The 24311-nt window shown below is 58.9% G+C and carries 31 protein-coding genes; 14 read left to right on the top strand and 17 right to left on the bottom strand.

Going from position 1 to position 24311, the window contains the following annotated elements; all coding sequences use genetic code 11:
• Positions 1-369 precede the first annotated feature (369 nt).
• Both ACLI1L_RS02180 and ACLI1L_RS02175 read left to right on the top strand, forming a co-directional pair.
• Positions 370-1290 (top strand): hypothetical protein, encoded by a 921-nt coding sequence (locus ACLI1L_RS02180; protein WP_411707944.1) that lies wholly within the window; start codon positions 370-372, stop codon positions 1288-1290.
• 174 nt (positions 1291-1464) lie between these two features.
• Complete coding sequence (locus ACLI1L_RS02175) at positions 1465-1857, top strand: multidrug transporter (RefSeq protein ID WP_411707943.1); 393 nt, start codon at positions 1465-1467, stop codon at positions 1855-1857.
• Between the two features lie 36 nt (positions 1858-1893).
• On the opposite strand, the gene ACLI1L_RS02170 is transcribed toward ACLI1L_RS02175, so the two are convergent.
• From ACLI1L_RS02170 to ACLI1L_RS02155, 4 genes are all read right to left on the bottom strand, one after another.
• Entirely contained in the window at positions 1894-2736 is an 843-nt protein-coding gene (locus tag ACLI1L_RS02170) for an ABC transporter ATP-binding protein (protein WP_411708345.1), read from the bottom strand.
• 85 nt (positions 2737-2821) lie between these two features.
• Positions 2822-3856, bottom strand: coding sequence for a FecCD family ABC transporter permease (locus ACLI1L_RS02165; RefSeq protein WP_411707942.1), 1035 nt, complete (start codon positions 3854-3856; stop codon positions 2822-2824).
• Positions 3857-3859: 3 nt separating this feature from the next.
• The gene (locus tag ACLI1L_RS02160; RefSeq protein WP_411707941.1) at positions 3860-4948 is read right to left on the bottom strand and encodes a FecCD family ABC transporter permease; all 1089 of its coding nucleotides are present in this window, start codon (positions 4946-4948) and stop codon (positions 3860-3862) included.
• Positions 4949-5896, bottom strand: coding sequence for an ABC transporter substrate-binding protein (locus ACLI1L_RS02155; protein WP_411707940.1), 948 nt, complete (start codon positions 5894-5896; stop codon positions 4949-4951). It abuts the gene before it with no gap.
• A gap of 101 nt (positions 5897-5997) precedes the next feature.
• On the opposite strand from ACLI1L_RS02155, the gene ACLI1L_RS02150 reads away from it, so the two are divergent.
• Positions 5998-6819 carry a siderophore-interacting protein gene (locus tag ACLI1L_RS02150; RefSeq protein WP_411707939.1) on the top strand — a complete coding sequence of 274 codons (822 nt, stop codon included), beginning with the start codon at positions 5998-6000 and terminating at the stop codon, positions 6817-6819.
• A 74-nt stretch (positions 6820-6893) separates the two neighbouring features.
• Here ACLI1L_RS02150 and rpsQ read toward each other — a convergent pair whose 3' ends face one another.
• The 11 genes from rpsQ to rpsJ are packed head-to-tail and all read right to left on the bottom strand — an operon-like array spanning position 6894 to position 12065.
• Positions 6894-7202, bottom strand: coding sequence for a 30S ribosomal protein S17 (gene rpsQ / locus ACLI1L_RS02145; RefSeq protein ID WP_023020554.1), 309 nt, complete (start codon positions 7200-7202; stop codon positions 6894-6896).
• 2 nt (positions 7203-7204) lie between these two features.
• Positions 7205-7435 (bottom strand): 50S ribosomal protein L29, encoded by a 231-nt coding sequence (rpmC, locus tag ACLI1L_RS02140; protein WP_005322842.1) that lies wholly within the window; start codon positions 7433-7435, stop codon positions 7205-7207.
• Positions 7435-7851, bottom strand: coding sequence for a 50S ribosomal protein L16 (rplP, locus tag ACLI1L_RS02135; RefSeq protein WP_005322843.1), 417 nt, complete (start codon positions 7849-7851; stop codon positions 7435-7437). The genes rpmC and rplP overlap by 1 nt, the downstream gene beginning before the upstream one ends.
• A gap of 3 nt (positions 7852-7854) precedes the next feature.
• Complete coding sequence (gene rpsC / locus ACLI1L_RS02130) at positions 7855-8598, bottom strand: 30S ribosomal protein S3 (RefSeq protein ID WP_023027807.1); 744 nt, start codon at positions 8596-8598, stop codon at positions 7855-7857.
• Positions 8598-8960 carry a 50S ribosomal protein L22 gene (rplV, locus tag ACLI1L_RS02125; RefSeq protein ID WP_005276938.1) on the bottom strand — a complete coding sequence of 121 codons (363 nt, stop codon included), beginning with the start codon at positions 8958-8960 and terminating at the stop codon, positions 8598-8600. The genes rpsC and rplV overlap by 1 nt, the downstream gene beginning before the upstream one ends.
• A 3-nt stretch (positions 8961-8963) precedes the next feature.
• Complete coding sequence (gene rpsS / locus ACLI1L_RS02120; protein ID WP_005276936.1) at positions 8964-9242, bottom strand: 30S ribosomal protein S19; 279 nt, start codon at positions 9240-9242, stop codon at positions 8964-8966.
• 13 nt (positions 9243-9255) lie between these two features.
• Positions 9256-10092, bottom strand: coding sequence for a 50S ribosomal protein L2 (gene rplB, locus ACLI1L_RS02115; protein WP_023020551.1), 837 nt, complete (start codon positions 10090-10092; stop codon positions 9256-9258).
• A gap of 35 nt (positions 10093-10127) precedes the next feature.
• Positions 10128-10430 (bottom strand): 50S ribosomal protein L23, encoded by a 303-nt coding sequence (gene rplW / locus ACLI1L_RS02110; protein ID WP_023020550.1) that lies wholly within the window; start codon positions 10428-10430, stop codon positions 10128-10130.
• Complete coding sequence (gene rplD, locus ACLI1L_RS02105; RefSeq protein ID WP_005322847.1) at positions 10430-11083, bottom strand: 50S ribosomal protein L4; 654 nt, start codon at positions 11081-11083, stop codon at positions 10430-10432. The genes rplW and rplD overlap by 1 nt, the downstream gene beginning before the upstream one ends.
• Positions 11080-11736 (bottom strand): 50S ribosomal protein L3, encoded by a 657-nt coding sequence (gene rplC, locus ACLI1L_RS02100; protein ID WP_023020549.1) that lies wholly within the window; start codon positions 11734-11736, stop codon positions 11080-11082. The genes rplD and rplC overlap by 4 nt, the downstream gene beginning before the upstream one ends.
• A 23-nt stretch (positions 11737-11759) precedes the next feature.
• Positions 11760-12065 (bottom strand): 30S ribosomal protein S10, encoded by a 306-nt coding sequence (gene rpsJ / locus ACLI1L_RS02095; RefSeq protein ID WP_003848085.1) that lies wholly within the window; start codon positions 12063-12065, stop codon positions 11760-11762.
• 355 nt (positions 12066-12420) lie between these two features.
• Between rpsJ and ACLI1L_RS02090 the strand changes: the two genes are divergently transcribed.
• From ACLI1L_RS02090 to amaP, 7 genes are read left to right on the top strand one after another with little or no spacing between them, the layout of a single operon-like run.
• On the top strand, positions 12421-12735 hold the full coding sequence (locus ACLI1L_RS02090) for a hypothetical protein (RefSeq protein WP_411707938.1): 315 nt from the start codon (positions 12421-12423) through the stop codon (positions 12733-12735).
• A 49-nt stretch (positions 12736-12784) separates the two neighbouring features.
• Complete coding sequence (locus ACLI1L_RS02085) at positions 12785-13264, top strand: Asp23/Gls24 family envelope stress response protein (protein WP_086589073.1); 480 nt, start codon at positions 12785-12787, stop codon at positions 13262-13264.
• Positions 13265-13269: 5 nt separating this feature from the next.
• Positions 13270-13617 (top strand): hypothetical protein, encoded by a 348-nt coding sequence (locus tag ACLI1L_RS02080; protein WP_049358636.1) that lies wholly within the window; start codon positions 13270-13272, stop codon positions 13615-13617.
• Positions 13618-13619: 2 nt separating this feature from the next.
• Complete coding sequence (locus ACLI1L_RS02075; protein WP_023020546.1) at positions 13620-13814, top strand: DUF2273 domain-containing protein; 195 nt, start codon at positions 13620-13622, stop codon at positions 13812-13814.
• Positions 13814-14779, top strand: a complete 966-nt coding sequence (locus ACLI1L_RS02070) for a lysophospholipase (protein ID WP_394286704.1) — start codon at positions 13814-13816, stop codon at positions 14777-14779. The genes ACLI1L_RS02075 and ACLI1L_RS02070 overlap by 1 nt, the downstream gene beginning before the upstream one ends.
• Entirely contained in the window at positions 14772-15338 is a 567-nt protein-coding gene (locus ACLI1L_RS02065; RefSeq protein ID WP_049358639.1) for a DUF6286 domain-containing protein, read from the top strand. The genes ACLI1L_RS02070 and ACLI1L_RS02065 overlap by 8 nt, the downstream gene beginning before the upstream one ends.
• Positions 15331-15906, top strand: a complete 576-nt coding sequence (amaP, locus tag ACLI1L_RS02060; RefSeq protein WP_086589070.1) for an alkaline shock response membrane anchor protein AmaP — start codon at positions 15331-15333, stop codon at positions 15904-15906. The genes ACLI1L_RS02065 and amaP overlap by 8 nt, the downstream gene beginning before the upstream one ends.
• Here the strand turns inward: amaP and ACLI1L_RS02055 are convergent.
• Positions 15895-16593 (bottom strand): hypothetical protein, encoded by a 699-nt coding sequence (locus ACLI1L_RS02055; protein ID WP_411707937.1) that lies wholly within the window; start codon positions 16591-16593, stop codon positions 15895-15897. The genes amaP and ACLI1L_RS02055 overlap by 12 nt on opposite strands.
• A gap of 330 nt (positions 16594-16923) precedes the next feature.
• Here ACLI1L_RS02055 and ACLI1L_RS02050 point away from each other — a divergent pair, with 330 nt between their 5' ends.
• The 4 genes from ACLI1L_RS02050 to ACLI1L_RS02035 all read left to right on the top strand — a co-directional run bounded on the left by ACLI1L_RS02050 (position 16924) and on the right by ACLI1L_RS02035 (position 22605).
• Positions 16924-17907, top strand: coding sequence for an ABC transporter permease (locus ACLI1L_RS02050; protein ID WP_411707936.1), 984 nt, complete (start codon positions 16924-16926; stop codon positions 17905-17907).
• On the top strand, positions 17908-18900 hold the full coding sequence (locus tag ACLI1L_RS02045) for an ABC transporter permease (RefSeq protein WP_411707935.1): 993 nt from the start codon (positions 17908-17910) through the stop codon (positions 18898-18900).
• Positions 18897-20801, top strand: coding sequence for a dipeptide ABC transporter ATP-binding protein (locus ACLI1L_RS02040; protein WP_411707934.1), 1905 nt, complete (start codon positions 18897-18899; stop codon positions 20799-20801). Before ACLI1L_RS02045 ends, ACLI1L_RS02040 begins: the two co-directional genes overlap by 4 nt.
• 109 nt (positions 20802-20910) lie before the next feature.
• Positions 20911-22605, top strand: coding sequence for an ABC transporter family substrate-binding protein (locus tag ACLI1L_RS02035; protein ID WP_411707933.1), 1695 nt, complete (start codon positions 20911-20913; stop codon positions 22603-22605).
• Between the two features lie 222 nt (positions 22606-22827).
• Here ACLI1L_RS02035 and tuf read toward each other — a convergent pair whose 3' ends face one another.
• Entirely contained in the window at positions 22828-24018 is a 1191-nt protein-coding gene (gene tuf, locus ACLI1L_RS02030; RefSeq protein WP_023020538.1) for an elongation factor Tu, read from the bottom strand.
• Positions 24019-24311: the final 293 nt, after the last annotated feature.

Below are 24311 nucleotides of genomic sequence, written 5' to 3'. Positions count from 1 at the left end.
CTATACATTCAACCACACACCAGCGCCCATACCAAAACGCCGCTTAGTGCTTTTCGACACCCCCTACCTCCACATTTATCTTCGCCAGTACACCCGCTTACCCCTTGGCCCCTTATTTCGAATGCAACGACACGCACATGCTCCAAAATTATCGCCACAATCTGCACATATAAATCACACTTTAACGCCCCTCAGTGTAAAGGCTGTCGCACGTTCATTCTAATAATCAGATCTTTCACAGCTGTAACGCGTGAAAATTACAGTTAACTTCTGGTTTCCGTGTGACAACTGCGAATTATGTGACTACTATTATTTGCGTCGCGAAAGACATTTCTTTGCGCTTTCCCAAATTTCCCGAAGGAGAAACACATGAAGCGTTTGCCACAGACCCTGACCGCTGCTGTACTGACCGGCGCACTCGCCTTTGGCGGCGCAGCTGTTGCTCAGGCCCAAATCCCGGATCCGGTAGAGGACAAGCCTCTGACCGAGATGCCTACCCCGTCCGCGGATGAAGAGACCGACACCGAAGGCACCCCAGCTGAAGAGGGCGCCAGCGATGTTGAACGCCACGATGTTGCTGCTGATCCGATTACCGTCGATGGTGTCGAGTACTTCAAGCAGGAAGACGGTTCTTGGCTGTCCAAGCCCGTCGCAGGCAATCCTGTTCGCTTGACCCCAGAGCAGGCCGAAAAGTTCGTGGAGGAGCAGCAAGACACCGCCGATATCCCTGCTCCAGCTACGAAGAAGGACGCAGAGGGCAACGAGTGGTACCAGAGCCTGAAGGATCCCAATGTTTATGTCAACGACCCGGCTCTGGTGAATGAAGAGATCACCGCCGAGATGCGCGATGCCTACGCAAAGGCATTCCCTTCTGAGGATGCGAAGCCTGAATTCGACAAGAAGAAGCTGGCTTGGTTGGCACTGCCAGCCGCACTGATCATCGGTGGCATCACCTGGTACCTGTCCCAGGACGGCAAGACCTACGTCAAGGACGAGGCACGCAAGAACCAGCAGCCAACCGCTGAGGAGAAGGCTGCTTCCGAGCAGATGCTGAACGCTAACAAGGACGAAGTTATCGCCCAGGGCGGTCAGCTCGCTGAGGGCGACGCTGCCCAGGCTGAGGCTCCTTCCGCTCCATCTGCACCAGCTGCTGGCGAGTCCGCAGACTCCGTACGTGGTATGTCCGCTGAGACCGGCTCCAACTCCGTTGCACAGGCTCTGGCTGCTCTGGCTGTAGCTGCAATGGTCGCTGCTGGCGCTTTCGCCGCACGCCGCAAGTTCTTCGCTTAAGCGAGAGCCTTCCTGCTATTTAGGAAACTGAATTGAGACTGGCTGCGCCGGTCGGGCTTCGGCCCGGCCGGCGCAGTTTTGTTTCGTCAAAACAGGATCCACGTAAACGGAAAACGAAGCCCCTACAAGATTGAAATGCCCGGATGCCGGGTAATTCTTAGTACAGTTTCCAGTATGACCTACACCAAGCGCACCCTGTGGCTGCACTCCGCGCTCTTTATTCTCGCGTTTCTCGCGTTTATCCTGCCCGTAGTCTTTGGCACCTCCGCTCTACTTCCTGTTTGGTTGACCGGCGGGCTGAGTTTGGGGCTTGCGGCTTGCACGCTTGTCGACGCCGCCTATAAATTCTTCGCCCCCGCCTCCCCTCGTAGCCTCCGCCTGCTCTCCGGGCTTGCCGGCCTCGTGCTGCTCATCGGCTGGGGCATCTGGGTCTATATCTACGGCAACATGGCGGCCGTCGGCACAGGCTCCTATCGAATCGGGACCTTTTTGCTCGGCGCGGGAAGCGTGCTCAATCTTTTTGTAGTGGCAATTTCCTTTCTAGATGTACAACGAAAGGTCACGTAAAGCGTCTGGCACACAGCCACTATTGGCAGGTTTCCACTAATGCGCCGCTACGACGCGGCGGGGAACAATGATGGGAGCATCGCCCAGCGGATCCTCCCAGGCTTCAGCCTCGATGCCATAGGCCTGCGCCAATACCTTCGGGGACAACGCTTGTTTCGGCGCCCCGCGAGCGATGATATCGCCGGCTTTCATCACCACCATGGAATCAGAATAGTGGCCCGCCAGCATGAGATCGTGCAGGACTACAACCACTGTTTTTCCCGCCTGCGCCTGTGCGCGTGCCAACTCCAGCATGCGCATGGCATGGGCGGGGTCGAGAAAGGTTGTGGGTTCGTCGAGAAGCAGCACAGGCGTATCTTGTGCCAGTGCCAACGCCAGCCAGACGCGCTGGCGCTGCCCACCCGATAGCGAAGCGATATCACGATCGAGGAAGTCCACAATGTCGGTAGCCTCGCAGGCCTGCGCGATAATCTCCCGATCCGTAGCGGAAAGGCCGCGCATCCTCCCCTGATAGGGATGACGCCCGCGCGCGACCAGCTCGCCTACCCGCAGCCCATCGGGGGCCACGGGGTGCTGTGGCAGCAGCGCCACCTGCTGCGCGGCATCCTTCGCGGACATCGCATGTAGGTCAGCGTCCCCGACCATGACGCTGCCCTGCCGCGGGGCCAGGATTTTCGAGAGAGTTTTCAGCAGCGTGGATTTGCCGCAGCCATTGGGCCCAATGAGCGTGGTGACTTCGCCGGCGCTGGCGTGCAGATCGACGCCGGCAAGGATATCCTCGCCATCCTTATATCCCGCATGAATGCCGGTGGCGTGGAGGCTACACCGAGGTTTCGGGCTCGTGGGCTGTTTAGGCTGATTAGGCCGATTATTCGTCATATCTTTTCCTTCATCCACGTATGACTGTCTAGCACCATCCGGCGCTGTGTTTGTCCGTTTCCCCCGCTGTGCCGCGGCGCAACGTTTAGCTGCGCCCGGCCGCATTCCACACCACTATCACCAAGGCGCAGCCGCCGATGACCGAGGAAACCGCACCCACCGGCGCGTTTACCGGGATAGCGCCAGCGATGACGGCGCACACGGTAAGCAACGCCGCGCCCGCGGCTGCCGATGCCAGCGGCGATGGCGTGGGTGTGCGCGCCACCATCCGCGCCAGGTGCGGCGCTAGCAGCGCGATAAACCCAATGGGTCCCACCACCGAGACCACTACGGCGCTGATACCGGTTGCCGCGATAAGCAGAAGAGCGCGCTGGCGGGAGATATTCACGCCCAGGGTGGTTGCGGAGGAATCATCGTGGGCAAGCAGCGGCAGCTCCCGCGCGCACCAGATTCCTATAGCGAGAAACGGCGCTAATGCGGCCAGAAGTGGGAGGATAACCTCCATGCGCACAAATCCAGTCGATCCCGCAAGCCACGTTTGCGCCTCCGCAGCGCGCAGGACCTGGGCGCTGCGCATCAAATACGCCACGATGGCCTGAAACAGCAGAGATAAGGCAATACCGACGATGACGATGCGGTTGCTCGTACCGATGCCACCAAGGGCGGCGAGGAGGAGGACAACGAGGAGGGCACCGATCGTCGCCAAGCATGCCCGCCACCAAAACTCCGGGATGTCCTCAGCGAAACTAGGGCGCGAATGCACGGTACCCAAGACCACCAGCACTGATGCCCCGCCGGTCACGCCTAAAATATCCGGCGAGGCGAGCGGGTTGCGGGCCATGGTTTGCGTCCAAGAACCGGCTAGGCCGAGGGCGGTGCCCACGATGACGGTGGCGATAGCAACCGGCAGGCGCAAGTCCCACACCACCCTGATGTGGCTCTCGCTACCGCCGCCGGTGAGGACATCGATGACTTGCCGTGGGCTCAGTTCCACGGAACCTTGCCCCAACAATACTAAGTACGCGATAAGGGCGATAAGGATAAATGCCAACGTGGAAGCGAGCACGCGCGCGTGCCGGCGGCGTTGCTGCGCTTGTAAAATAGTGCTGATTGCGGCCATGCGTTATTGCCCCCACGCTCTGCCCACGCCGCGGTGGGCACCCCAAATGAGGAAGGGTGCACCCACTATCGCGAGGACGATGGACATCTCCAGCTCCGAGTTACCCACAATGAGGCGGCCGATGATATCGGCGGCAAGCACAGCACAACCGCCCAAGAACGCGGAGGGCAAAAGCATGGTAGCAACGCTAGGGCCCACCACCCGCCGCACGGTGTGGGGAATGGCAAAGCCGACGAAGGCAATGGGACCCGTTGCCGCCGTTGCACTGCCGGCCAGCACCACGACGCTGAGCGCCGCGCCCACCCGCGCGGTGGTGGGTGATCCGCCCAAGGCGAGGGAGGACTCCTCCCCCATAGCCAAAAGGTCGAGGGGTCTAGCCGCCATCGCCGCACACGCTAGGCCGAGAACAAGCCCTATGCCCGCGATCGCGACGTCTTCTGGGCCGCGGCCAAAGGTGGATCCGATGGTCCACCGCCGCATGCTATCGAGGACGTCCGTGGAATAAAGGCCGATGATCATCGCGCCCGATCCCAAGGCGGCGGAGACGCCGGCACCTACCAGAACGAGCGTCAGAGGATCCTGAAACCGCCGCGATACGGCTAAGACCAGCAGCGTGGTAATACCCGCGCCAGCGAGCGCGAGGGTAGTCCGCATACCGGTGGAGGTAGCAATGCCGATGGCCGTGCCTATGGCAACAAAGAATGACGCACCCGCGGTAACGCCAATAAACCCTGGATCCGCCAGCGGGTTTCTGGTCCACGATTGCGCCAGTACACCGGCCACAGCAAGGGCCGCGCCGGCGAAATAAGCCAGGAAGGTGCGCGGCATGCGCAGGTTCCACACGATATCGTGGATATCCTGCTCCCCTGCTCCGTGCAGGGCTGCGATGACCTCCCCGGGCGGAATCGAGCGGGATCCTAGCGCCAAGGACGCCACCGCCAACACCAGGCTGGCGAGGATGAGGGCAACAAGGAGCAGCTTGTGACTCTGTGCCCGCGTCATTACCGGTGCAGCGCCGGTGGCGGTGGCGGCAGGACTATCTGCGGTGTTATCCGTCTGGATTTTTTGGCCGACTTTCGTGGTTGCTGACAATTACAGCTTCTCTTCAAACTTATCTACTGCCCAGGGGATGGTGACCGGATTCGGCATACTCATGGCATTACCGGTATCCGTATCCAGGTAACGCACGCGACCGTCCTTGACAACGTCGAGGCCCTGGAAGGTCTTATCCTTCTTCAAGGCTTCGGAGGAACCGTTGTAGTCCAGGACAAAGAGGTAATCAACCTGGTTAAGCTTTACGTAATTTTCTGGGGCAATGTCAACAAAGAAGCTGCTGCCATCGCCCTGCAAGGCATCGGGGATCTCCATGCCAAGATCCTCGATGAACTGTCCGCGCCCGTCCTCCTCGGTGTAGAGGCCAATTTTGCCATCATAAGGCATGACGATGGCCGCAGATTTATCCTGCAATTCCGTGTGCTCGCGGCGGAATTCCTCGAAGGCCTTTTTGGTGTCATCGATAAGCTTATCGCCTTCGTCTTCCTTACCCACCGCGTCTGCGATGGTTTCTACCTGCTTTTCCCAGGGCACCTGCCAGTCTTCATAGCCATCTGGCTTGATGGTGGTAGGCGCGATGTCTTCCAGGGATTCCTTCGTATGCGCATCCACGGCCTGGTTCACCGCAATGATCTGGGTGGGGTCTGCCGCAGTGATCTGCTCAAAGGTATCCGCGGTGAATCCGGTTGCGGTGTTATAAATCACCTCAGGCTTTGCATCGCCCAAAAGATTCTCTGCCCAGGGGCCGACGCCGGAGGGGTCGCCATCGCCCTCAGCACCCCACGGTGCCACCGTCACAGGAGTAATCCCCAGGGCAAGCAGCGTGTCGGCGTCACCCAGGCCCAGGCTAGCCACGCGCTGCTCGCTGGAAGCATCAGTAGCCTTAGCCGTTTCATCGCCTTCACCGCGGGAGCAGCCTCCTAAGGCTACGGCTCCGGCAGAAAGCACTGCTACTGCACCCAAACTACGACGGCCGAAAATCTTCACCAGGCTAACCCTTTCAAGAAGGAGGAGAATAACTTCGCTTACCCTATACCGCAAAGAGTTATTTAGGCAAGCCTTAGCTCATTGCTGAGTATAGTAGACCCATGAACTCTTCCCCACAATCGGCCACGATGCGTCAACACGAACTCATCCCCGTTATTCTGACCGCTAATAAACGGATCCGGCCGCGCCTGCACCGCCTGACGTTTTATGCCGAAGCATTCCGGACATACACCCTCTCCGGACCCGATGAATTCTTTGGACTCGTCATGCCACAAGCCGGACAGGAATTTAGGCCCTTCCCCGTCGACGGCATAAACCTCCGCTCGGCGGTAAGCGCGATTTGCGAGGAGAGGCGGCCGGACCTGCGCTGGTATACCATCCGCGCGCTCCATTCAGAAGAGGCCACAGTCGATGTCGACGTGGTCACCCACGGCGATTCCGGACCTGGCTCGCGGTGGATTCGCCGCGCACGAGCCGGCGATACGGCGGGATTCTTTACGTGCAACGACTTGTGGCGACCAACCGAGGCGGCACAACTTCTAGTCGCCGATGCATCCGCCCTGCCTGCCCTGCGGCACATCTTGGCCTACCAAGAAAACCATAACCCGGCGATGCTTCGATCCACCGACGTTATGGCCGTGGTAACCAGCGAGGACGAGGTAGAGCCGGGCCTTGCAACTCGGTGGGAGACCAGCGTACACAGCCTGCGCATCATTCATACCCAACCGCGTCAGGAGGCGGATGCTGTCGTAGCCGCTCTAAGAGCGGACTATGGCCGTGCGCTGGAGCCGGGGTACGTGTGGGCTTCTGGCGAGGGGGAGCTAGCAAAGAGCGTACGAGGCCTCGCGGTGAATGAGTGGGGCCTGGATACCACCGCCGTCACGTGGGTTCCCTACTGGTTTTATGGACGGGCCCGACCGTAGCGAAGCCTTAAAACGGCGAAGGCCCCCGCTCCGAACTCCAGGTTCGGTAGCGGGGGATTTGTTGTGGCTAGTTTTTACTTAGCCTTCTCGATGATCTCAACGAGACGGAAGTGCTTGTCCTTGGACAGCGGGCGGGTCTCAGCGATGCGTACGAGATCGCCGATGCCTGCGGTTTCTTCCTCGTCGTGCGCCTTAACCTTCTTGTTAGAACGCATGATCTTGCCGTACAGGGCGTGCTGCTTACGGTCTTCCAGCTCGACAACGATGGTCTTGTTCATCTTGTCGGATACTACATAGCCGGTGCGAACCTTAGGAGCGCCCTTGACCTTCTCCTTCTTCGGAGTAGGTGCCTTCTTGGAATCAGTCACGTTAGCCTCACTCATGATTAAGCCTCAGCTCCCGGAGCAACGGACAGGCCCAGCTCGCGCTCGCGCAGAACGGTGTAGATGCGGGCAATGTCGCGCTTAACCGTGCCGATGCGGCGGTTGTTGGTCAGCTGGCCGGTGGCCTTCTGGAAGCGAAGGTTGAACAGTTCTTCCTTCGCATCCTTCAGGCGGGACTGCAGCTCAGCATTGTCGAGCTCACGGAACTCGTGGGCGGGGGTACCGGTTGCCATTAGAACTGGTCCTCCTTCTTGATGATGCGGACCTTGCAAGGAAGCTTCTGGCCTGCACGGCGCAGAGCCTCAATAGCAACGGCCTCGGTTGGGTAGCTCATCTCGAAAAGTACGCGGCCTGGCTTAACGTTAGCCACCCACTTCTCGACCGGGCCCTTACCGGAACCCATACGAACGCCGAGCGGCTTCTGGGTCAACGGACGGTCCGGGAAGATGTTGATCCACACCTTGCCACCACGCTTGACGTGGCGGTTGATGGCAATACGTGCGGCCTCAATCTGACGGTTGGTGATGTACGCCGGCTCGAGAGCCTGGATAGCGTAATCGCCGAAGTTGATGCGGTTACCGCCCTTGGACACGCCGCGACGGTTCGGGCGGTGCTGACGGCGGTACTTAACACGCTTAGGAATCAGCATGGATTAGCCCTCCTGCTTCTGCTGTGCACGCTGGCGGCGCTGGCCACCGCGGCGGGAGCGACCATTGCGGTCACGGCCACGGCCCTGTGCCGGAGCGTTCAGTTCGGACTCGCGTACGCCACCGACGACGTCACCCTTGTAGATCCACACCTTGATGCCAATGCGGCCGAAGGTGGTGTGGGCCTCTGCGGTGCCGTAATCGATTTCGGCGCGAAGAGTGTGCAGCGGAACGCGACCCTCGTGGTAACGCTCAACGCGGGACATTTCAGCACCACCCAGGCGGCCGGACAGCAGAATCTTGATGCCCTTAACCTGTGGCTGGCGCATAGCGGACTGGATAGCCTTGCGCATTGCACGACGGAATGCGACGCGGTTAACCAGCTGCTCCGCGATGGAGTGAGCAACCAGGGTTGCGTTTGCGTCTACCTGCTTGACCTCGAGGATGTTGAGGGCAACCATCTTGCCGGTGAGCTTTTCCAGCTCGCGGCGGATGCGGTCAGCCTCAGCACCGCGGCGGCCAATCACGATGCCCGGGCGGGCGGTGTGAATGTCGACGCGGACGCGGTCGCGGGTGCGCTCGATAACGACGTCGGCAATGCCGGCGCGCTCGAGGCCCTTGTTGAGGTAGTTACGAATCTTGATGTCTTCGGCTACGTAGTTCGCGTAGTCCTTATCGGCGAACCAGTGGGTCTTCCAGTCGGAAGTGATGCCCAAACGTAGGCCGTGAGGATGGATCTTCTGGCCCATTACTTGGCCCCTTCCTGCTGGCTTTCGACCACCACGGTGATGTGGCTGGTGCGCTTACGAATCATGAATGCACGACCCTGTGCACGCGGCTGGAAACGACGCATGGTCGGACCCTCGTTGGCATAAGCCTCGGAGATGACCAGGGTGCGTGGGTCGAGGCCGAAGTTGTTCTCAGCGTTAGCAGCTGCAGAAGCAACGACCTTAGCAACTGGCTTGGAAGCACCCTGCGGTGCGTACTTCAGGATAGCCAGGGCTTCGCTTACGGACTTGCCGCGGACCAGATCGAGCACGCGACGTGCCTTCATCGGGGTGACGCGGACGTAGCGGGCCGTGGCGGATGCGGAGGTGATGGTCTCACTCATCGCTTATCGACGTCCCTTCTTGTCATCCTTGACGTGACCCTTAAAGGTCTTGGTTGGTGCAAACTCGCCCAGCTTGTGGCCGACCATGGAGTCCTCGATGAAAACCGGCACGTGCTTGCGGCCGTCGTGGACGGCGAAGGTGTGACCGATGAAATCGGGGAGAATGGTCGAGCGGCGAGACCAGGTCTTGATGACCTGCTTGGTGCCTGCATCGTTCTGAGCATCCACCTTGTTGAGGAGGTGCTCATCGACGAACGGGCCCTTCTTAAGGCTGCGTGGCATTGTTTACCTCCTCTTAGCGCTTCTTGTTCGGGCGACGACGGCGCACGATCATGTTGTTGGAGTAACGGTTCGGGTTGCGGGTGCGACCCTCCTTGTGGCCCCATGGGGACACAGGGTGGCGACCACCCGAGGTCTTACCCTCACCACCACCGTGTGGGTGGTCAACCGGGTTCATAACGACACCGCGGACGGTCGGGCGAACGCCCTTCCAACGCATACGGCCGGCCTTGCCCCAGCGGATGTTCATCTGCTCGGCATTGCCAACCTCACCAACGGTGGCGCGGCAGCGGATATCCACACGGCGGATTTCGGAAGACGGCATACGCAGAACTGCGTACTTGCCTTCCTTACCCAGCAGCTGAATAGAAGCACCAGCGGAGCGAGCCAGCTTAGCGCCAGCGCCCGGCTTGAGCTCAACAGCGTGGATGGTAGAACCGGTCGGGATGTTACGCAGAGGCAGGTTGTTGCCAACCTTGATATCTGCATTCGGGCCGGACTCTACGATGGTGCCCTGCTTCAGGCCCTTAGGGGCGATGATGTAGCGCTTTTCGCCATCAACGTAGTGAAGCAGTGCAATGTTTGCGGTGCGGTTCGGGTCATACTCGATGTGAGCGACCTTTGCCGGGATGCCGTCCTTGTCGTTACGACGGAAGTCGATCAGACGGTAACGGCGCTTGTGGCCACCGCCGATGTGGCGGGTGGTGATGCGGCCGTAGTTGTTACGGCCACCAGTCTTGCTCAGCGGGCGCAGCAGGGACTTCTCCGGAGTAGAACGAGTGATCTCGTCAAACTCAGAAACGGAGGATGCGCGGCGACCCGGAGTTGTCGGCTTGTACTTACGAATAGCCATAATTCTTCCTTTTCCTTTCGGCTCTCCGGTGACGCTTAAGCGCCGCCGCCGAAGACGTCGATGGAGTCGCTGCCTTCACGGAGCGTCACATATGCACGCTTGGTGGACTTACGCTGGCCGTAACCGGTGCGGGTGCGCTTACGCTTGCCTGCACGGTTCACGGTGTTCACGGAGTCGACCTTGACGTCAAAGATCTGCTCTACGGCATCTTTAATCTGGGACTTATTGGAGTCCGTGGAGACGTAGAACGTGTACACGTTCTGCTCCATCAGACCGTAGGACTTCTCGGATACAACCGGGGCGATGATGATATCGCGTGGGTTAGAAATCTTAGCCATTAGTTCTCCTCCTTATCCGCGCCGGTTGCGCGGTTGATGAAGGTGTGTAGCGCCTCAACGGAGAACACAACGTCATCGGAGTAGAGAACGTCGTAGGTGTTGAGCTGGCCAGCGTCCAGGATCTGAACGTTAGGCAGGTTATTAGCGCTACGACGAGCATTGATGTCCTCGCGGCCGATGACCAGGAGCACGTTCTTGCGCTCGGTCAGGGACTCGAGGAAGGCCTTAGCCGACTTGGTGGACGGCTTCTGGCCCGGTACGAGCTCTTCGATGACGTGGATGCGCTCGTTGCGAGCACGGTCAGACAGTGCACCGAAGAGAGCAGCCTTGATCATCTTCTTAGGGGTGCGCTGTGCGTAGTCGCGCGGCTGTGGGCCATGGACGGTGCCGCCACCGGTGTAGTGCGGTGCGCGGATGGAGCCCTGGCGTGCACGGCCGGTGCCCTTCTGACGGAAAGGCTTGCGACCACCACCGCGGACATCGCCGCGGGTCTTGGTTGCGTGGGTGCCCTGGCGTGCAGCAGCAAGCTGAGCGTTAACAACCTGGTGCATCAGAGCAATGGATGCCTCGGTGTCAAAGATTTCAGCAGGCAGGTCTACAGAGCCGTTGGTCTTACCCTCGGAAGTGTGGACGTCTAGCTTGAGGTTGCTCATGCGTGTGCACCGCCCTTCACTGCGGTCTTAACGGTGACGAGGCCGCCGCGCGCACCAGGGATAGCACCCTTGATGAGCAGCAGGTTGGACTCGGCATCGATTTTCTGAATCTTCAGGTTCTGGGTGGTCACGCGGTCCTGGCCCATACGACCAGCCATGCGCTTGCCCTTGAAGACGCGGCCCGGGGTAGCAGCGCCGCCGATGCCACCAACGCGGCGGTGAGCGGCCTGGTTACCGTGAGCTGCGCCCTGGCCTGCGAAGCCGTGGCGCTTCATGGCACCAGCGTAGCCGTGACCCTTGGTCTTGCCGGTGACGTCAACGAAGGTGATGCCCTCGAAGATGTCAACCTTGACCTCTTGGCCAACCTCATAAGCAGAGGTGTCGTCCATGCGGATTTCCGCAACGTGACGGCGCGGGGTTACGCCAGCCTTCTTGAAGTGACCACCAACCGGCTTATTGGCCTTGCGTGGGTCGATTTCGCCAAAGGCGATCTGGATGGCGCTGTAGCCATCGGTTTCGGGGGTGCGAATCTGGGTGACAACGCATGGCCCTGCCTCGACGACGGTAACCGGTACAACGCGGTTGTCCTCGTCGAAGACCTGGGTCATGCCGAGCTTCTTGCCCAGAATGCCCTTGATCTCGTTTTCACTCATTATTTGTTCTCCACCAAAGTCGCTTACTGGATGTTCACGTCGACGCTTGCCGGAAGATCGATGCGCATAAGAGCATCAACGGTCTTCGGGGTTGGGTCGAGAATGTCGATCAGGCGCTTGTGAGTGCGCATCTCGAAGTGCTCGCGAGAGTCCTTGTACTTGTGCGGAGAACGAATAACTGCGTATACGTTCTTCTCGGTTGGGAGCGGCACTGGGCCGACTACACGAGCACCGGTACGGGTAACGGTCTCGACGATCTTCTTTGCAGAAGCGTCGATAGCCTCGTGGTCATAGGCCTTCAGCCGAATGCGGATTTTTTGTCCCGCCACGCTTATCCTCTTCCTCGCTTCCCCACTTTCACATTCCCGGCGTTTCCGGGGCGTGAAGCGGTGGGAAATTGCTTCTCGATTTCTCTATAACGTTGTCCGGGCTTGGGGGCCTGACACAACGCCAGTGGTCTGACTGTCATGGCGACCAAGAGTTGCGGTACATGGCAAGTGCCAGAACGCAGTGCTCTCGACGGGGTACAAGACCCGTAGTCAAAGTATTGTGAAGAGGACGGTTTTCACGCATTACACGTGGAGAGTGTCCAATTCGTCTACTGCCGCTGTTTATTTGCCATGCCCCTTCTCCGGTCCATCTTCTCGGGGTGTCACTGCTCTAACGCGGACCTAGCCCGATCGGATGACCTTCCAGTCAATGTTTCAAGTTCCCCTGAAACATGGCGACAACGAAGGTGTCATGTTCGCTTTACCAGCTCAGCGTCTCCCCGAGACTGCGCTTGACGACGTCCGTCGCTCGCACCATATCTCGGTTCTCGCTGCCCTGTTAAAGCAACCTTTGTATTTAAGCATGTTGGGCTGCGGTTTTTCAAGCCGCGTCCTAAACCGTGCCAAAAATCACGTTTTGGATAATTTTATCGCCCCGCACCCCACGATTGCCGGAGAAGTATCTAAGCTCGGTGTCATTGGCTATGGACAATTTGTCCTGCCTAGATAGTTGAATACCGCTTTCTCACAGCACTCGATAAAGAAAGGCACAAACGCCCATGTCTGAAAACAAGACTCCTGCACAAAATACCGATAACCAGGTTCCGGCTTCCGAGGAGCGCGAGGTAAATAACAACCTGGAGACCCAGTACGGCACCACCACCATCGATGATGTCGTGGTCTCCAAGATTGCCGGCATCGCAGCCCGCGAGGTTTCCGGCGTGGATTCCCTGGGTGGCGGCGGCGCCCGCATGATCGGCAATATTCGCGAGTCCTTCGGTGCTTCCGAGGACGTCCGCCAGGGCGTAGACGTAGAGGTAGCAGAAGGCTCCGCCCGCATCGAGATTGCAATCACGGCTGAGTACGGCGTGGCCATCCACGAGCTCGCTGAGGCGATCCGCCGCAACATCATGAATGCTGTAGAGCGCATGACTGGCCTGAGCGTCGAGCGCGTCAACGTTGTTGTTCACGATGTCAAGCTGCCGAAGGATGAGTCCGAGTCTGAAGACCAGGCTGCTTTGAACCAGGGTCAGGCCTAAGCCCAATGCCTGAGCCCCGAGCACATTTCGAGCTCGAGGTAAGCCACGCCCGCGCTATTGCAGAGGCCGTCACGAAGGTCCGCGGCGTCGCTGCACTCGACGGTGGTTCGTTCGGTTCGGTGAGTTTGTATCTCCCAGGCGAGCGCATCGTCGGCATGCGGCGCCCTAATCCGCGCGATGATCGCCACCTGCAGATCAACATCCGCGTCGATATCAGCGCGGCGCCGGACCTTTATGCCTTGGCAGAAGATATCCGGTCCGCCGCACGTGGGGCATGTCCCGAACTGCAGCGCATTGACGTTGAGTTTTCTGACGCCGTAGATGGCTTATCCGCTGCTCCATCGAAGGAATAGATATGAAAAATTACACCACTTTGGGCATCATTTCCGGCCTTATTCTTGCCTTCTTTTTGCACCTAGGTTGGGGTCCGACCCTGCTCGCCGTACTCCTTGCTGCCATTGGCGGAATCGTGGGAGCACACTTTGATGGCCGTATCGATCTCACCTCTGTGTGGAATGGCCTCATTGGTAAGGAGAAAGGCCAAGGTTAATGACAGATAGTTCCACTCAGGGCCACACGCGTATCTCGCTGCGGACCATGGAACGCATCGTTACCGCCGCGATTGCTAGCGTGCCCGGCACCAAGGCCATAGAGGCCAAGCTAGCGGGCATCGGCGGCCGCGGTTTTCCACGGGTCTCGGTCCAAATGGACTCGGAGCGCGAGGTATCGGCGGTCAACGCCACTATCGGCGTGGTGTGGCCCTCGCCGGTTACTACGGTGGCGGAGCATACCCGCACCGCCATTTCAGAAGCCATCGCGGCTCATACCGGTTATTCCACGACACGCGTTAATGTCACCGTTGGCGGTTCCGTTCCGGGCAATCGGGTAACAGCGGCAGAAGTGGAGCAGCGCCAGGTTGCTGCTGCCGTCGCGCCGCACATCACGCCCTCGCCGGTCTGGCAGCCGGTCACTGCCGAGTCGGTCAACGTACGCAGCATTGCCACACCGCAGAAAGCACCGGTCCGCAGCATCACCGCCCCGGACTCCGACATCGCGGTGCGGTCCGTAAGCACTCCGCGCGAGGCTGAGGTACGCAGCGTCTCTGCTGATCTCCCTGACCACCACCTGCGCGAAATCTCTTCCCCAGGTGAACATGCGCTGCGGCCTCTCAAAGAGCCTAAGCCGGTACACGTTCACAGCGTGGCGGCACCGCGCCCAGCCAAGCTGGTCCCCAGCGGACAGGTTCGCCCGCTGTCGCGAAAAGTACAGGTGACAGCTCCTCGGCCACAGCCGCTGCGTGATATCGAGATCCGCCACGAGTGGACACCGCGCCGCGTGCAGACCCCTAAGTCCGTTCCTGCGCGAAAGGTACAAGCCCCTCGACCACAAGCACTCAAACGTATTGAGGTCACCCCGGCCAACCCTCGCCCACTGCACGTGGATGTGCCACGGCCGGAGCCGTTGCGCGCCATTTCCATAAACCCCTACCGCCCACAAGGAGGCAACCATGGCTGAACAGCACATGCCTGAACACTTTGGGCAGCAGCCGAAGGCGTCTCCAGCGGCGCGATCGTGGGCTGTGATTCTAGGGCTGCTTCTGATCGCCGCGGGCGTCGTCGGCGTGCGCGAGACGTGGCTTGTAGGTTCCGGTTCCGATGCCCAATCGTGGGTACAGCCAGTGCTTAATTTGATCGCCACTGAGCAGCTGCAGACCTGGATGATTTGGGCCGGTGTCGCATCCATTATCGTCGGCCTTATCTTCCTATTTGCAGCGCTAAAGACGCGCCGCACAACGCACCTGCAGCTGTCCTCCGATACGGCGTCCATGTGGATGCGGCCGGTAGATATCGCTCGCCTATCTTCGGCGACTGCTCGCCGCGTGCCGGGTGTTGCCTCCGCACAGACCTCAGCGGATAAAAAGACCGCTAAGGTCACCGTCAATGGTGATACCGACGATGCCGAACTGCAAGGCCGAGTAGAGACCGCGGTTACGCAGTGCCTGGCCCACTTGAAGAATCCGCCGCAGGTCACCGTAGCTGTAGAAAAGATTCCGGAGTTGGATAACAATGTCTAGAAAACTTGCTACTTTTGACCGCATCCTGCTTGGCCTGCTGGGAATTATCCTCATCGCTTTGGGCGTGTGGCCCATCCTTATCCACTTCAATGTGGAGTTTGCCAAGTATTTAGCCCTGTGGGTAGACCACGATGCATGGAAGACGTTGGCGGACAATGACTGGTGGGTCTGGGCGCTGGCCGGTGGTTCCGCACTACTGCTTATCGTAGGCCTGTGGCTCGTGGTAGCTAACCTGCGCCACCGTCGCTTTAATAACGTGGAGTCTGCATCGTCTAATGACAAGGGATCTATTACGACGTCGATGAACGCTATTGCCGGTGCCGTGGCCCAGGATCTGGATGGAATTAAGGGCGTCGAGCACGTGGAGCGGCTCGTGGCTTATGACCGCGCCCGCCCTACCCTGCAGTACATGGTCATGGCCAATCCGGATACCCCGGTGGAGCGCCTTACTGGCGCCGTGGAGACCAATGAACGCGATTTCCGCGCGGCTTTCCCGGACGCGGATTTGGACACCATTTATAAACTGCAATTCAGCAAGGTGGGACCACTGAAGGACCTATCCGAATAGCGGGTTCGGGGTCTCTGCCACTAGGACCTCTTCAATGGCCCCCAAACGGGCCGATTCGCCGCCCCCGAGGATCACTTCCAGTTCCTCTCCGGGGCGGCATTTTTCTATTCGCTGCCAAGAATAATCCTGGCGAGTAACGCGGCGATTTTCCTTGGCAAATAGGTGTAACCCATGGTCAAGAACGCCAATGGCCCCGGAGAAGCGAAGAACAAAGACGAAATCGCCTAACTCCTGCCGCTTCAGGCCCTTGAGGTCCGGGCACGTAGTGCTCAACCGCATGAGGCTGGCAACCACGCCAAAGCGGTGCTCGAAGCCCTCGGTATCCCGAATGGTAAATGGGCGGCCTGGGCCCGTGGGACGAATGGACTCATAGGCCCACACCACAGGCTGGGTGTCGGGGCGGCGCACGATGATGTGGTTGGGGGTGGCGGTGATGCGGTAGGTGGGGGCGTCGGCAAGCACAAGCCATTCTCCTGCCGCAATGCGGCCGCCCTCCAAGGGAAGCAAGGGCGGATGAACGCGCGCTTGGCGCTCCAATTCCGCAACGAGTTCGTCGTCGGTGGCGCCCCAGCCGATGCCTTGATTGGCAAGCATGGCAAAGAAAGTGGGAAGACTGAGGTTGGGTTGGCCCTCCCAGGCGCGGCGGAGGGTCTCAAGGGTGGGATCGATGCGGGTGGGGTCATCCATATCCGCCAAGATTACCCAGCACCCGCTCCGGCCAGACAGCTGGGGCCGAGTGAAGATTTTCACCCCCGAGTTAATTTCATTCAATTAAATAAATACTATAAGTGTTCAACAATCTCCAGCCACATATCGCCTGTTCAAGACGTATTTATTTAACAATTTTCCACCCTTTCCACATCCACTAATACCTGTCACATTATTGGGGATTTATGTCACGGGGCTAATTTAATTGTGCTCTGAATAACAGATTATTAGATTAGTCACATACAACGATTCACTCGTTGGATACACCTTGCACCCCGTTTCCTGCTTAACCGCGCACGGAGAATCTCTATGACTAAATATCTGATCAAAAAGACCTTGGGCTGGTTACTCATGATCTTTTTGGCTACCAACCTCGCCTATCTCTTGGCGGCCAACTTCCTGGACCCACGGTCCAATTACATCGGCCGCCGCCCGCCGCTTTCGGCGGAGGAAATCAATAACCTCCTTGAGCCCTATAACCTCAGCCCCGATACCCCGCTAGTGGAACGCTGGTGGACGTGGCTGACCAATATCCTCACCAAATGGGACTGGGGCCAATCCCCAGTGGGCGAGGTGGTGAACTCAGAAATTAGCTACCGCATCTGGGTCTCCGCGCAGCTGCTTTTGCTCTCTACTATTTTGTCCATCCTCATCGGCGTGGCCGTGGGTGTTTATACTGCTTCGCGCCAGTACAAGACCGGCGACCGCATCTGGCAGGGCATTTCCATCATCGCAATGAATACCCACGTGGTGGTCGCTTCTATCGCTGTGGTGTGGGGCGCGCTCAAGATCAACGAGCTCACCGGAAAGAAGATTTTCTATGTCGTCGGCTCCCACTCGCTGGATGTGGAAGGCTTCTTCCCCAAGCTAATGGACTCCGCGCAGCACTTGGTTCTTCCCACTATTTCGCTGGTTTTCATTAGCTACGCCAGCTATCACATGACCCAGCGCACCTTGCTGCTGGATAACTTGGATGCAGACTATGTACGCACCGCTCGCGCTAAGGGCTTGACCCGCCAGCAAGCCATTCGCAAGCACGCGCTGCGCACCTCCATCATTCCGGTAGCTACCTCGGTGGCCTTTTCCATTCCGGGTATTTTCACCGGTGCGGTGATGACTGAACGCATCTTTGGCTGGAACGGCATGGGCCAGTACTTCATCGAAACCATTAGCAAGAACGACGTCAACGGTGCAGCAGCCGTCGCCGCCTTTGGCGCCGCCATGACAGCCATTTCCGCGGTATTGGCGGACGTGGTCGTCGTTGCGCTTGATCCACGAGTGAGGGTGAGTTAAATGACCCCATCTAAAGACCGCAACTATTTCAAGCAGGAACCGCGCGGGGAAATCACCGCGCACAGCGAGGCCGCAACGGGGGACCCCTTCTCCCCGGCCGAGGCCGAGCAAGTTGCCACCCTAGAGCAGATGCCGCGTGGCACTTCGCGTTACAAGCTCTACCTGCGCCGCTTCTTCCGCAATAAGCTCGCTACCCTAGGCCTTATCATCCTGGTCTTTTTGATGCTGGCAGCCCTCTTCGGCGGCTTCTTTGCCAAGTGGGACTATACCGAGCCAGACTTCCTTGCACTCTCGGAGCCGCCGAGCCCCGAGCACTGGTTCGGCACGAATGATACCGGCAATGACCTCTACGCCCAGACCATTCACGGCTTGGGAAGGTCGCTAACCATCGCCATCGTGGTATCACTGGCCACCTTGGTCATCTCCGCTTTTGTCGGATCGGCCGCGGCCCTGTGGGGCGGAGTAGCCGAAAAGGCGGTGCTGGCGGTCATCCACTTTTTGCTGTCCATCCCTACCTTCTTGCTCATTGCGCTGGTGGTAGCGGATTCTGGTGGCGACTGGAAGCTACTCATCGTAGTCCTCATTGTCTTTGGCTGGATGTACCAGGCCCGCGTGATTTGGTCTTTGGCACTTACGGTGCGCGAGCAAGACTATGTCCGCGCAGCTAGCTACATGGGTGTTTCCAAGTTGCGGACCATCGTGCGCCACGTCATCCCAAATATTGGCTCGCTTCTTATCATCCAATTCGTCTTCGGCGTGGTAGGCACCGTGGGCTCCGAGACGGCCCTGTCCTTCCTGGGCTTGGGCGTCAAGCTTCCCGACGTCTCCCTTGGCACCCTCCTGCAGGGCGGCACCGCCGCTGTGCAGTCCTCCCCGTGGCTGTTCTACTTCCCTGCTGCAACCCTGACCTTGCTCACCGTGTCCATGGCCTTCATCGGCGATGGCCTGCGCGATGCGCTCGACCCCAACTCGAATTCCGGAGGCAAAGCATGACCTCGCCTGTCTTGTCCGTTAAAGACCTGCGCGTTAACTTCCCGTCCGAGGCCGGATCCGTCTCCGCGGTCCGCGGCGTAGATTTTGATCTCTACCCTGGCCGCACACTCGGCATCGTGGGTGAATCTGGATCCGGTAAGTCAGTAACCTCCATGTCCATCATGGGCCTACTGCCGGACTATGCAAAAATCACCGGATCTGTGAAGTTCGAAGGCCGCGAGCTGCTCGGTCTGAGCGATAAGCAGATGTCCGAAATCCGCGGCAACGGCATTGGAATGATCTTCCAAGACCCGCTCTCCGCGCTCACCCCGGTTTTCGATATTGGATCGCAGTTGGTGGAAGCCATTCAGGCCCATAGGGACGTCGGCAAGAAGCAGGCACTCAAAGAGGCTACGGAGTTGCTCGATCTCGTGGGCATCCCCGATCCGCACCTGCGGTTGAAGTCCTTCCCACACGAGTTCTCGGGCGGCATGCGCCAGCGCGTCGTTATTGCCATCGCGATTGCTAATAATCCGCGCGTGCTCATCGCGGATGAGCCCACGACCGCGTTGGATGTGACCATTCAGGCGCAGATTCTGGACGTCATCAAGCTCGCGCAGCGCGAAACCGGCGCCGCAACCATCATGATCACCCACGACATGGGCGTGGTGGCAGAAACGGCCGATGATGTCATGGTCATGTACGCCGGCCGCCCCGTGGAGCGCGGCGATGTGGATACCATCTTCTCCCAGTCCCGCATGCCTTATACCGTGGGCCTGCTCGGCTCCACGCCGCGCCCAGATGTGTCGGCCGAAGAACCGCTCACTCCCATCGTGGGCAGCCCGCCAGTACTGGTGGACCTCAAGCAGCGCTGCCAATTTGCCCCGCGCTGCCCCGTGGCGCAGCCCGCCTGCTCCGAAGGCGAGCCACCGCTGAGCCCGCTGGACGATGCCCCGGGCCACGAGAGCGCCTGCCTGCGCGCACCCGAAATCCGCGACCGCAAAATCGGCGGCGATCTCATGTTCAAACCGCCACAGCTGGCCGATGATGTCATGGCTGGTATACCCCGCGATGAACGCCCCACCACCCTAGAAGTCACGGATCTGCGCAAAGAATTCCCGCTCACCAAGGGCGCATTAGTAAAGCGCCGGGTAGGAACGGTCAAGGCGGTTGACGGTCTCACCTTCGATATCCGCAAAGGTGAATGCATGGCCATCGTGGGCGAATCCGGCTGCGGTAAGACCACCACCCTGCTGGAAATCATGGACCTCAAACCCGAGCATGGCGCGGTGGTGCTCAACGGGAAAGACGCGGCCGGGATGAGCAACTCCGAGCGCCGCGCGGCCCGTAAGGACATCCAGATTGTCTTCCAGGACCCGATGAGCTCTCTTAACCCGCGCCTTACGGTTCGCGAGGTCATTGCCGAACCGCTCAATTCCCTCGGTTTTGATGGCGACGTGGATGCCCGCATCAATGAGCTCATGGGCCTTGTCGGCCTTGATTCCTCCCAGCTTGACCGCTTTCCTAGCCACTTCTCCGGCGGACAGCGCCAGCGCATCGGCCTTGCCCGCGCGTTGGCCACCAATCCCTCGGTTTTGGTGCTGGACGAGCCCGTCTCCGCGCTCGACGTCTCCATCCAAGCCGGCGTCATCAACTTGCTCGAAGATCTGAAGAGAAGGCTGGGGCTGTCCTACCTTTTCGTGGCCCATGACCTTTCGGTGGTGCGCCACCTCTCCGATAGGTTGGCTGTCATGTATAAGGGCCAATTTGTGGAATCCGGGCCGACCGACGAGGTCTTTGAAAACCCCCAAGCGGATTACACCAAGAAGCTCCTAGATGCCATTCCGATTCCGGATCCGGAGGCTGCTCGCAGGCGACGCGACCCCCGTCCGGCCAATGCGTCCCCACTTTCCCGAAAGTGATGCGCCACACACAACCCGTTCTATATAGTTATCCTCACACCTGAAATAATGCGGCGGCTGAATCGCTGCCACATCTTTCACTTCCTCTCACACAAGGAGAAACCCAACCATGAAAAAGTTCACCCGCTTCCGGATTGCTACCGTAGCCACCCTCTCTGCTGCAGCGCTGGTTCTCACCGGCTGTGCCGCCAACTCGGGCGGAGGCTCTAATAAGGCCGTAGGCGGCCTCGACATCGAGGTCAATCCAGCCGGCGACTATAACGAGAAATCCCGCGACGAGCTCAAGGACGACGGCGAGCTCACCCTCCCCATCGGCGAACTGACCGAGCAGCAAAACACCTTCCACGCCAATATGGTCACCGATACCCGCACGGTATGGGGTTGGTACAACCCACAGCTGGCGCTATACGACGGCGAGGGAAACTACACCCCAAACCCCGACTACATCGACGAGGCCAAGGAAGACAAGAAGGGCAAGAACACCGTCGTCACTTACAAGATCAACAAGGATGCCACCTTCAACGACGGCACGCCTATCGATTGGAAGGCTTTCGAGAATACCTGGCGCTTTAACAACGGCAAGGACGAGGACGTCCAAGTGAACGCCACGGACGGTTTTGAGCGCATCACCTCCGTGGAAAAGGGCGCTACCGACAAGGACGTGGTCATTACCTTCGATGGCCCCTACCCGTGGTGGCAGGGTCTCTTCAATCAGCTGCTCCACCCCGCTATTGATAGCCCAGAGAAGTTTGACAAGGCCTACCTGGGCAAGCTGAACCCGCAGTACGGCGCTGGTCCATTCAAGGTAGACAATGTGGACTTCAAGGGTGGCACCCTCAGCCTCGTGCCCAACGAAAAGTGGTGGGGCGATAAGCCAAAGATGAAGAAGGTAAGCTTCCGCGTCATGGAATCCCAGGCCACCATCAACGCATTCCAGGCCGGCGAAATCGACGCGGCTGGTGTGGCTGATAAGAATAGCCTCACGATTGCCGGCGAAATGGGCGATGACATCGACATCCGTGCAGCGTTGCGCCCTGCCAATGTCATCCTCACCCTCAATTCCAAGGCCCCACTGCTCAAGGATGAGGACGTGCGCCACGCCGTATTCTCCGCCATCGACCGCGATCAGCTTGCCGAAATCCGCTACAACGGCCTGGGCTACGAAGAAGAGATGCCAGGCTCGCTTACCCTCTACTCCACCCAGGAGGGCTACAAGGACAATATCAAGGACGTCATCAAGTTCGACCCCGAGCAATCTAAGAAGCTACTCGAGGATGCCGGATATCAACAGGGCGATGACGGAATCTTTGCTAAAGACGGCGAAAAGCTATCCCTGCGCTATATCCTCATCGGCGACGATGAGGTATCCAAGTCCCTTGCCGCCGCACTTCAAAAGATGCTCAAGGACGTCGGCGTTGACCTCAAGATTGAAGAGCGCCCCTCTTCCGAGTTCTCGAAGGTAACCTCTGAGCGAGACTTCGATCTCTTCCTGTCCGCCTTTACTTCCTCCGACCCATTCGGAGTCGCCTACTTTGGCCAGACCTACGCCAGCGATTCCACACTAAATATGTCCAGCACTGGCACCAAGGAATTTGATAAGAAGATTGAAGAGCTGCAGAAGCTTCCTACCAAGGAGGAACAAATCGACCGCGTCAATAAGCTCGAATCTGAGGCCTTCGGCCACTACGGTATCCTCCCCTTCGCCAACGGCCCGCAAATGGTCGGCGTAAAGAAGGGCCTAGCCAACTACGGTGCCAACGGCTTTGCCATCCTCCCCAAGGAAGATATCGGCTGGGAGAAGTAAAAGCACTAAAAGCCTCTAGCGCAATACGCTAAAGCCTCCCGCGGCATTCCGAACAGGCAGTGCCGCGGGAGGCTTCATTTTGCCCGTAAAGTCCAAGCGTGCGGCATCAACTACAAGCGGTTGCTCCGCGCGCAGCTTTGGTGGCCAGGGATCAAAAAATCCGCCTCACCCTAAGGTGAAGCGGATTCTTTATGGCTCTACTGAGCGGTTACGGGGTATCGATTAGTCGATAACCTTGGTAACGCGGCCAGCGCCGACGGTGCGGGAGCCCTCGCGGATAGCGAAGCGCAGGCCCTCGTCCATAGCGACCGGCTGGATGAGCTCAACGGACATCTCAACGTTGTCGCCAGGCATAACCATCTCGGTGCCCTCTGGCAGGTGAACAACACCGGTAACGTCCGTGGTACGGAAGTAGAACTGCGGACGGTAGTTGTTCATGAACGGGGTGTGGCGGCCGCCCTCTTCCTTCTTCAGGACGTAGACGGAGCCCTCGAACTTGGTGTGCGGGGTGTAAGCGCCCGGCTTGATAACAACCTGGCCACGCTCAACGTCCTCACGCTTGGTACCACGCAGAAGCAGACCACAGTTGTCGCCAGCCTCGGTGTAGTCCATCATCTTGCGGAACATCTCGATACCGGTAACGGTGGTGGTCTGGGACTTCTCCTGGATACCGATGATCTCAACGTCCTCGTTGACGTTCAGACGGCCACGCTCAACACGGCCGGTAACAACGGTACCGCGGCCGGTAATGGTGAAGATGTCCTCGATAGGCATCAGGAACGGCTGGTCGGTAGCGCGCTCCGGATCCGGGATAGCGTTGTCGCAGGCTTCCATCAGTTCAACGACGGACTGTACCCACTTGTCATCGCCCTCGAGAGCCTTCAGAGCGGAGATGTGAACGATAGGAGCTTCCTCATCGTAGTCCTGCTCTGCGAGCAGCTCACGGATCTCCATCTCAACGAGCTCGATGATTTCCTCATCATCAACCATGTCGCACTTGTTCAGTGCAACGAGGATGTAAGGAACGCCAACCTGGCGAGCAAGCAGAACGTGCTCGCGGGTCTGCGGCATCGGGCCATCGGTTGCAGCAACAACCAGGATAGCGCCGTCCATCTGAGCAGCGCCGGTAATCATGTTCTTGATGTAGTCGGCGTGGCCCGGAGCGTCAACGTGTGCGTAGTGGCGCTTCGGGGTGGAGTACTCAACGTGGGAGATGTTGATGGTAATACCGCGCTCCTTCTCCTCAGGAGCCTTGTCGATCATGTCGAACGCGAATGCCTGGTTCTCCTCAGGGTACTGGTCAGCCAGAACCTTGGTGATCGCTGCGGTGGTGGTGGTCTTGCCGTGGTCGACGTGTCCGATGGTGCCGATGTTCACATGCGGCTTCGTACGCTCGAACTTCTCCTTTGCCACTGTATGTCCTCCTGGACTATATGGTGGCTACGACCTTCGCAGCCACGTGGTTGACAGTTGTCATTGGCACCCGACCCACAGTATGTGGGGCAAAGCGCTAATGACGCTTTCTTTACGTGCCAGTTACACGATCCTAGATTTATGTCACGGTTTTTTCAAACCGCCGTTATAGGAGGTAACCCCGCGAAATATCGCGGCCATTTCCCTCGACAAGAATCTTCTAAAAAGGATCCTGGGAGGGTAACGGCCGGCTCAATTCACAACCTAGATGATTAAGCTGCAAACTCAGCCCG

It is taken from the genome of Corynebacterium sp. LaCa117 (genome assembly GCF_046717765.1).
Classification (GTDB): Bacteria; Actinomycetota; Actinomycetes; order Mycobacteriales; family Mycobacteriaceae; genus Corynebacterium; species Corynebacterium kefirresidentii.
This window is presented reverse-complemented; position numbering and strand designations above follow the sequence as displayed.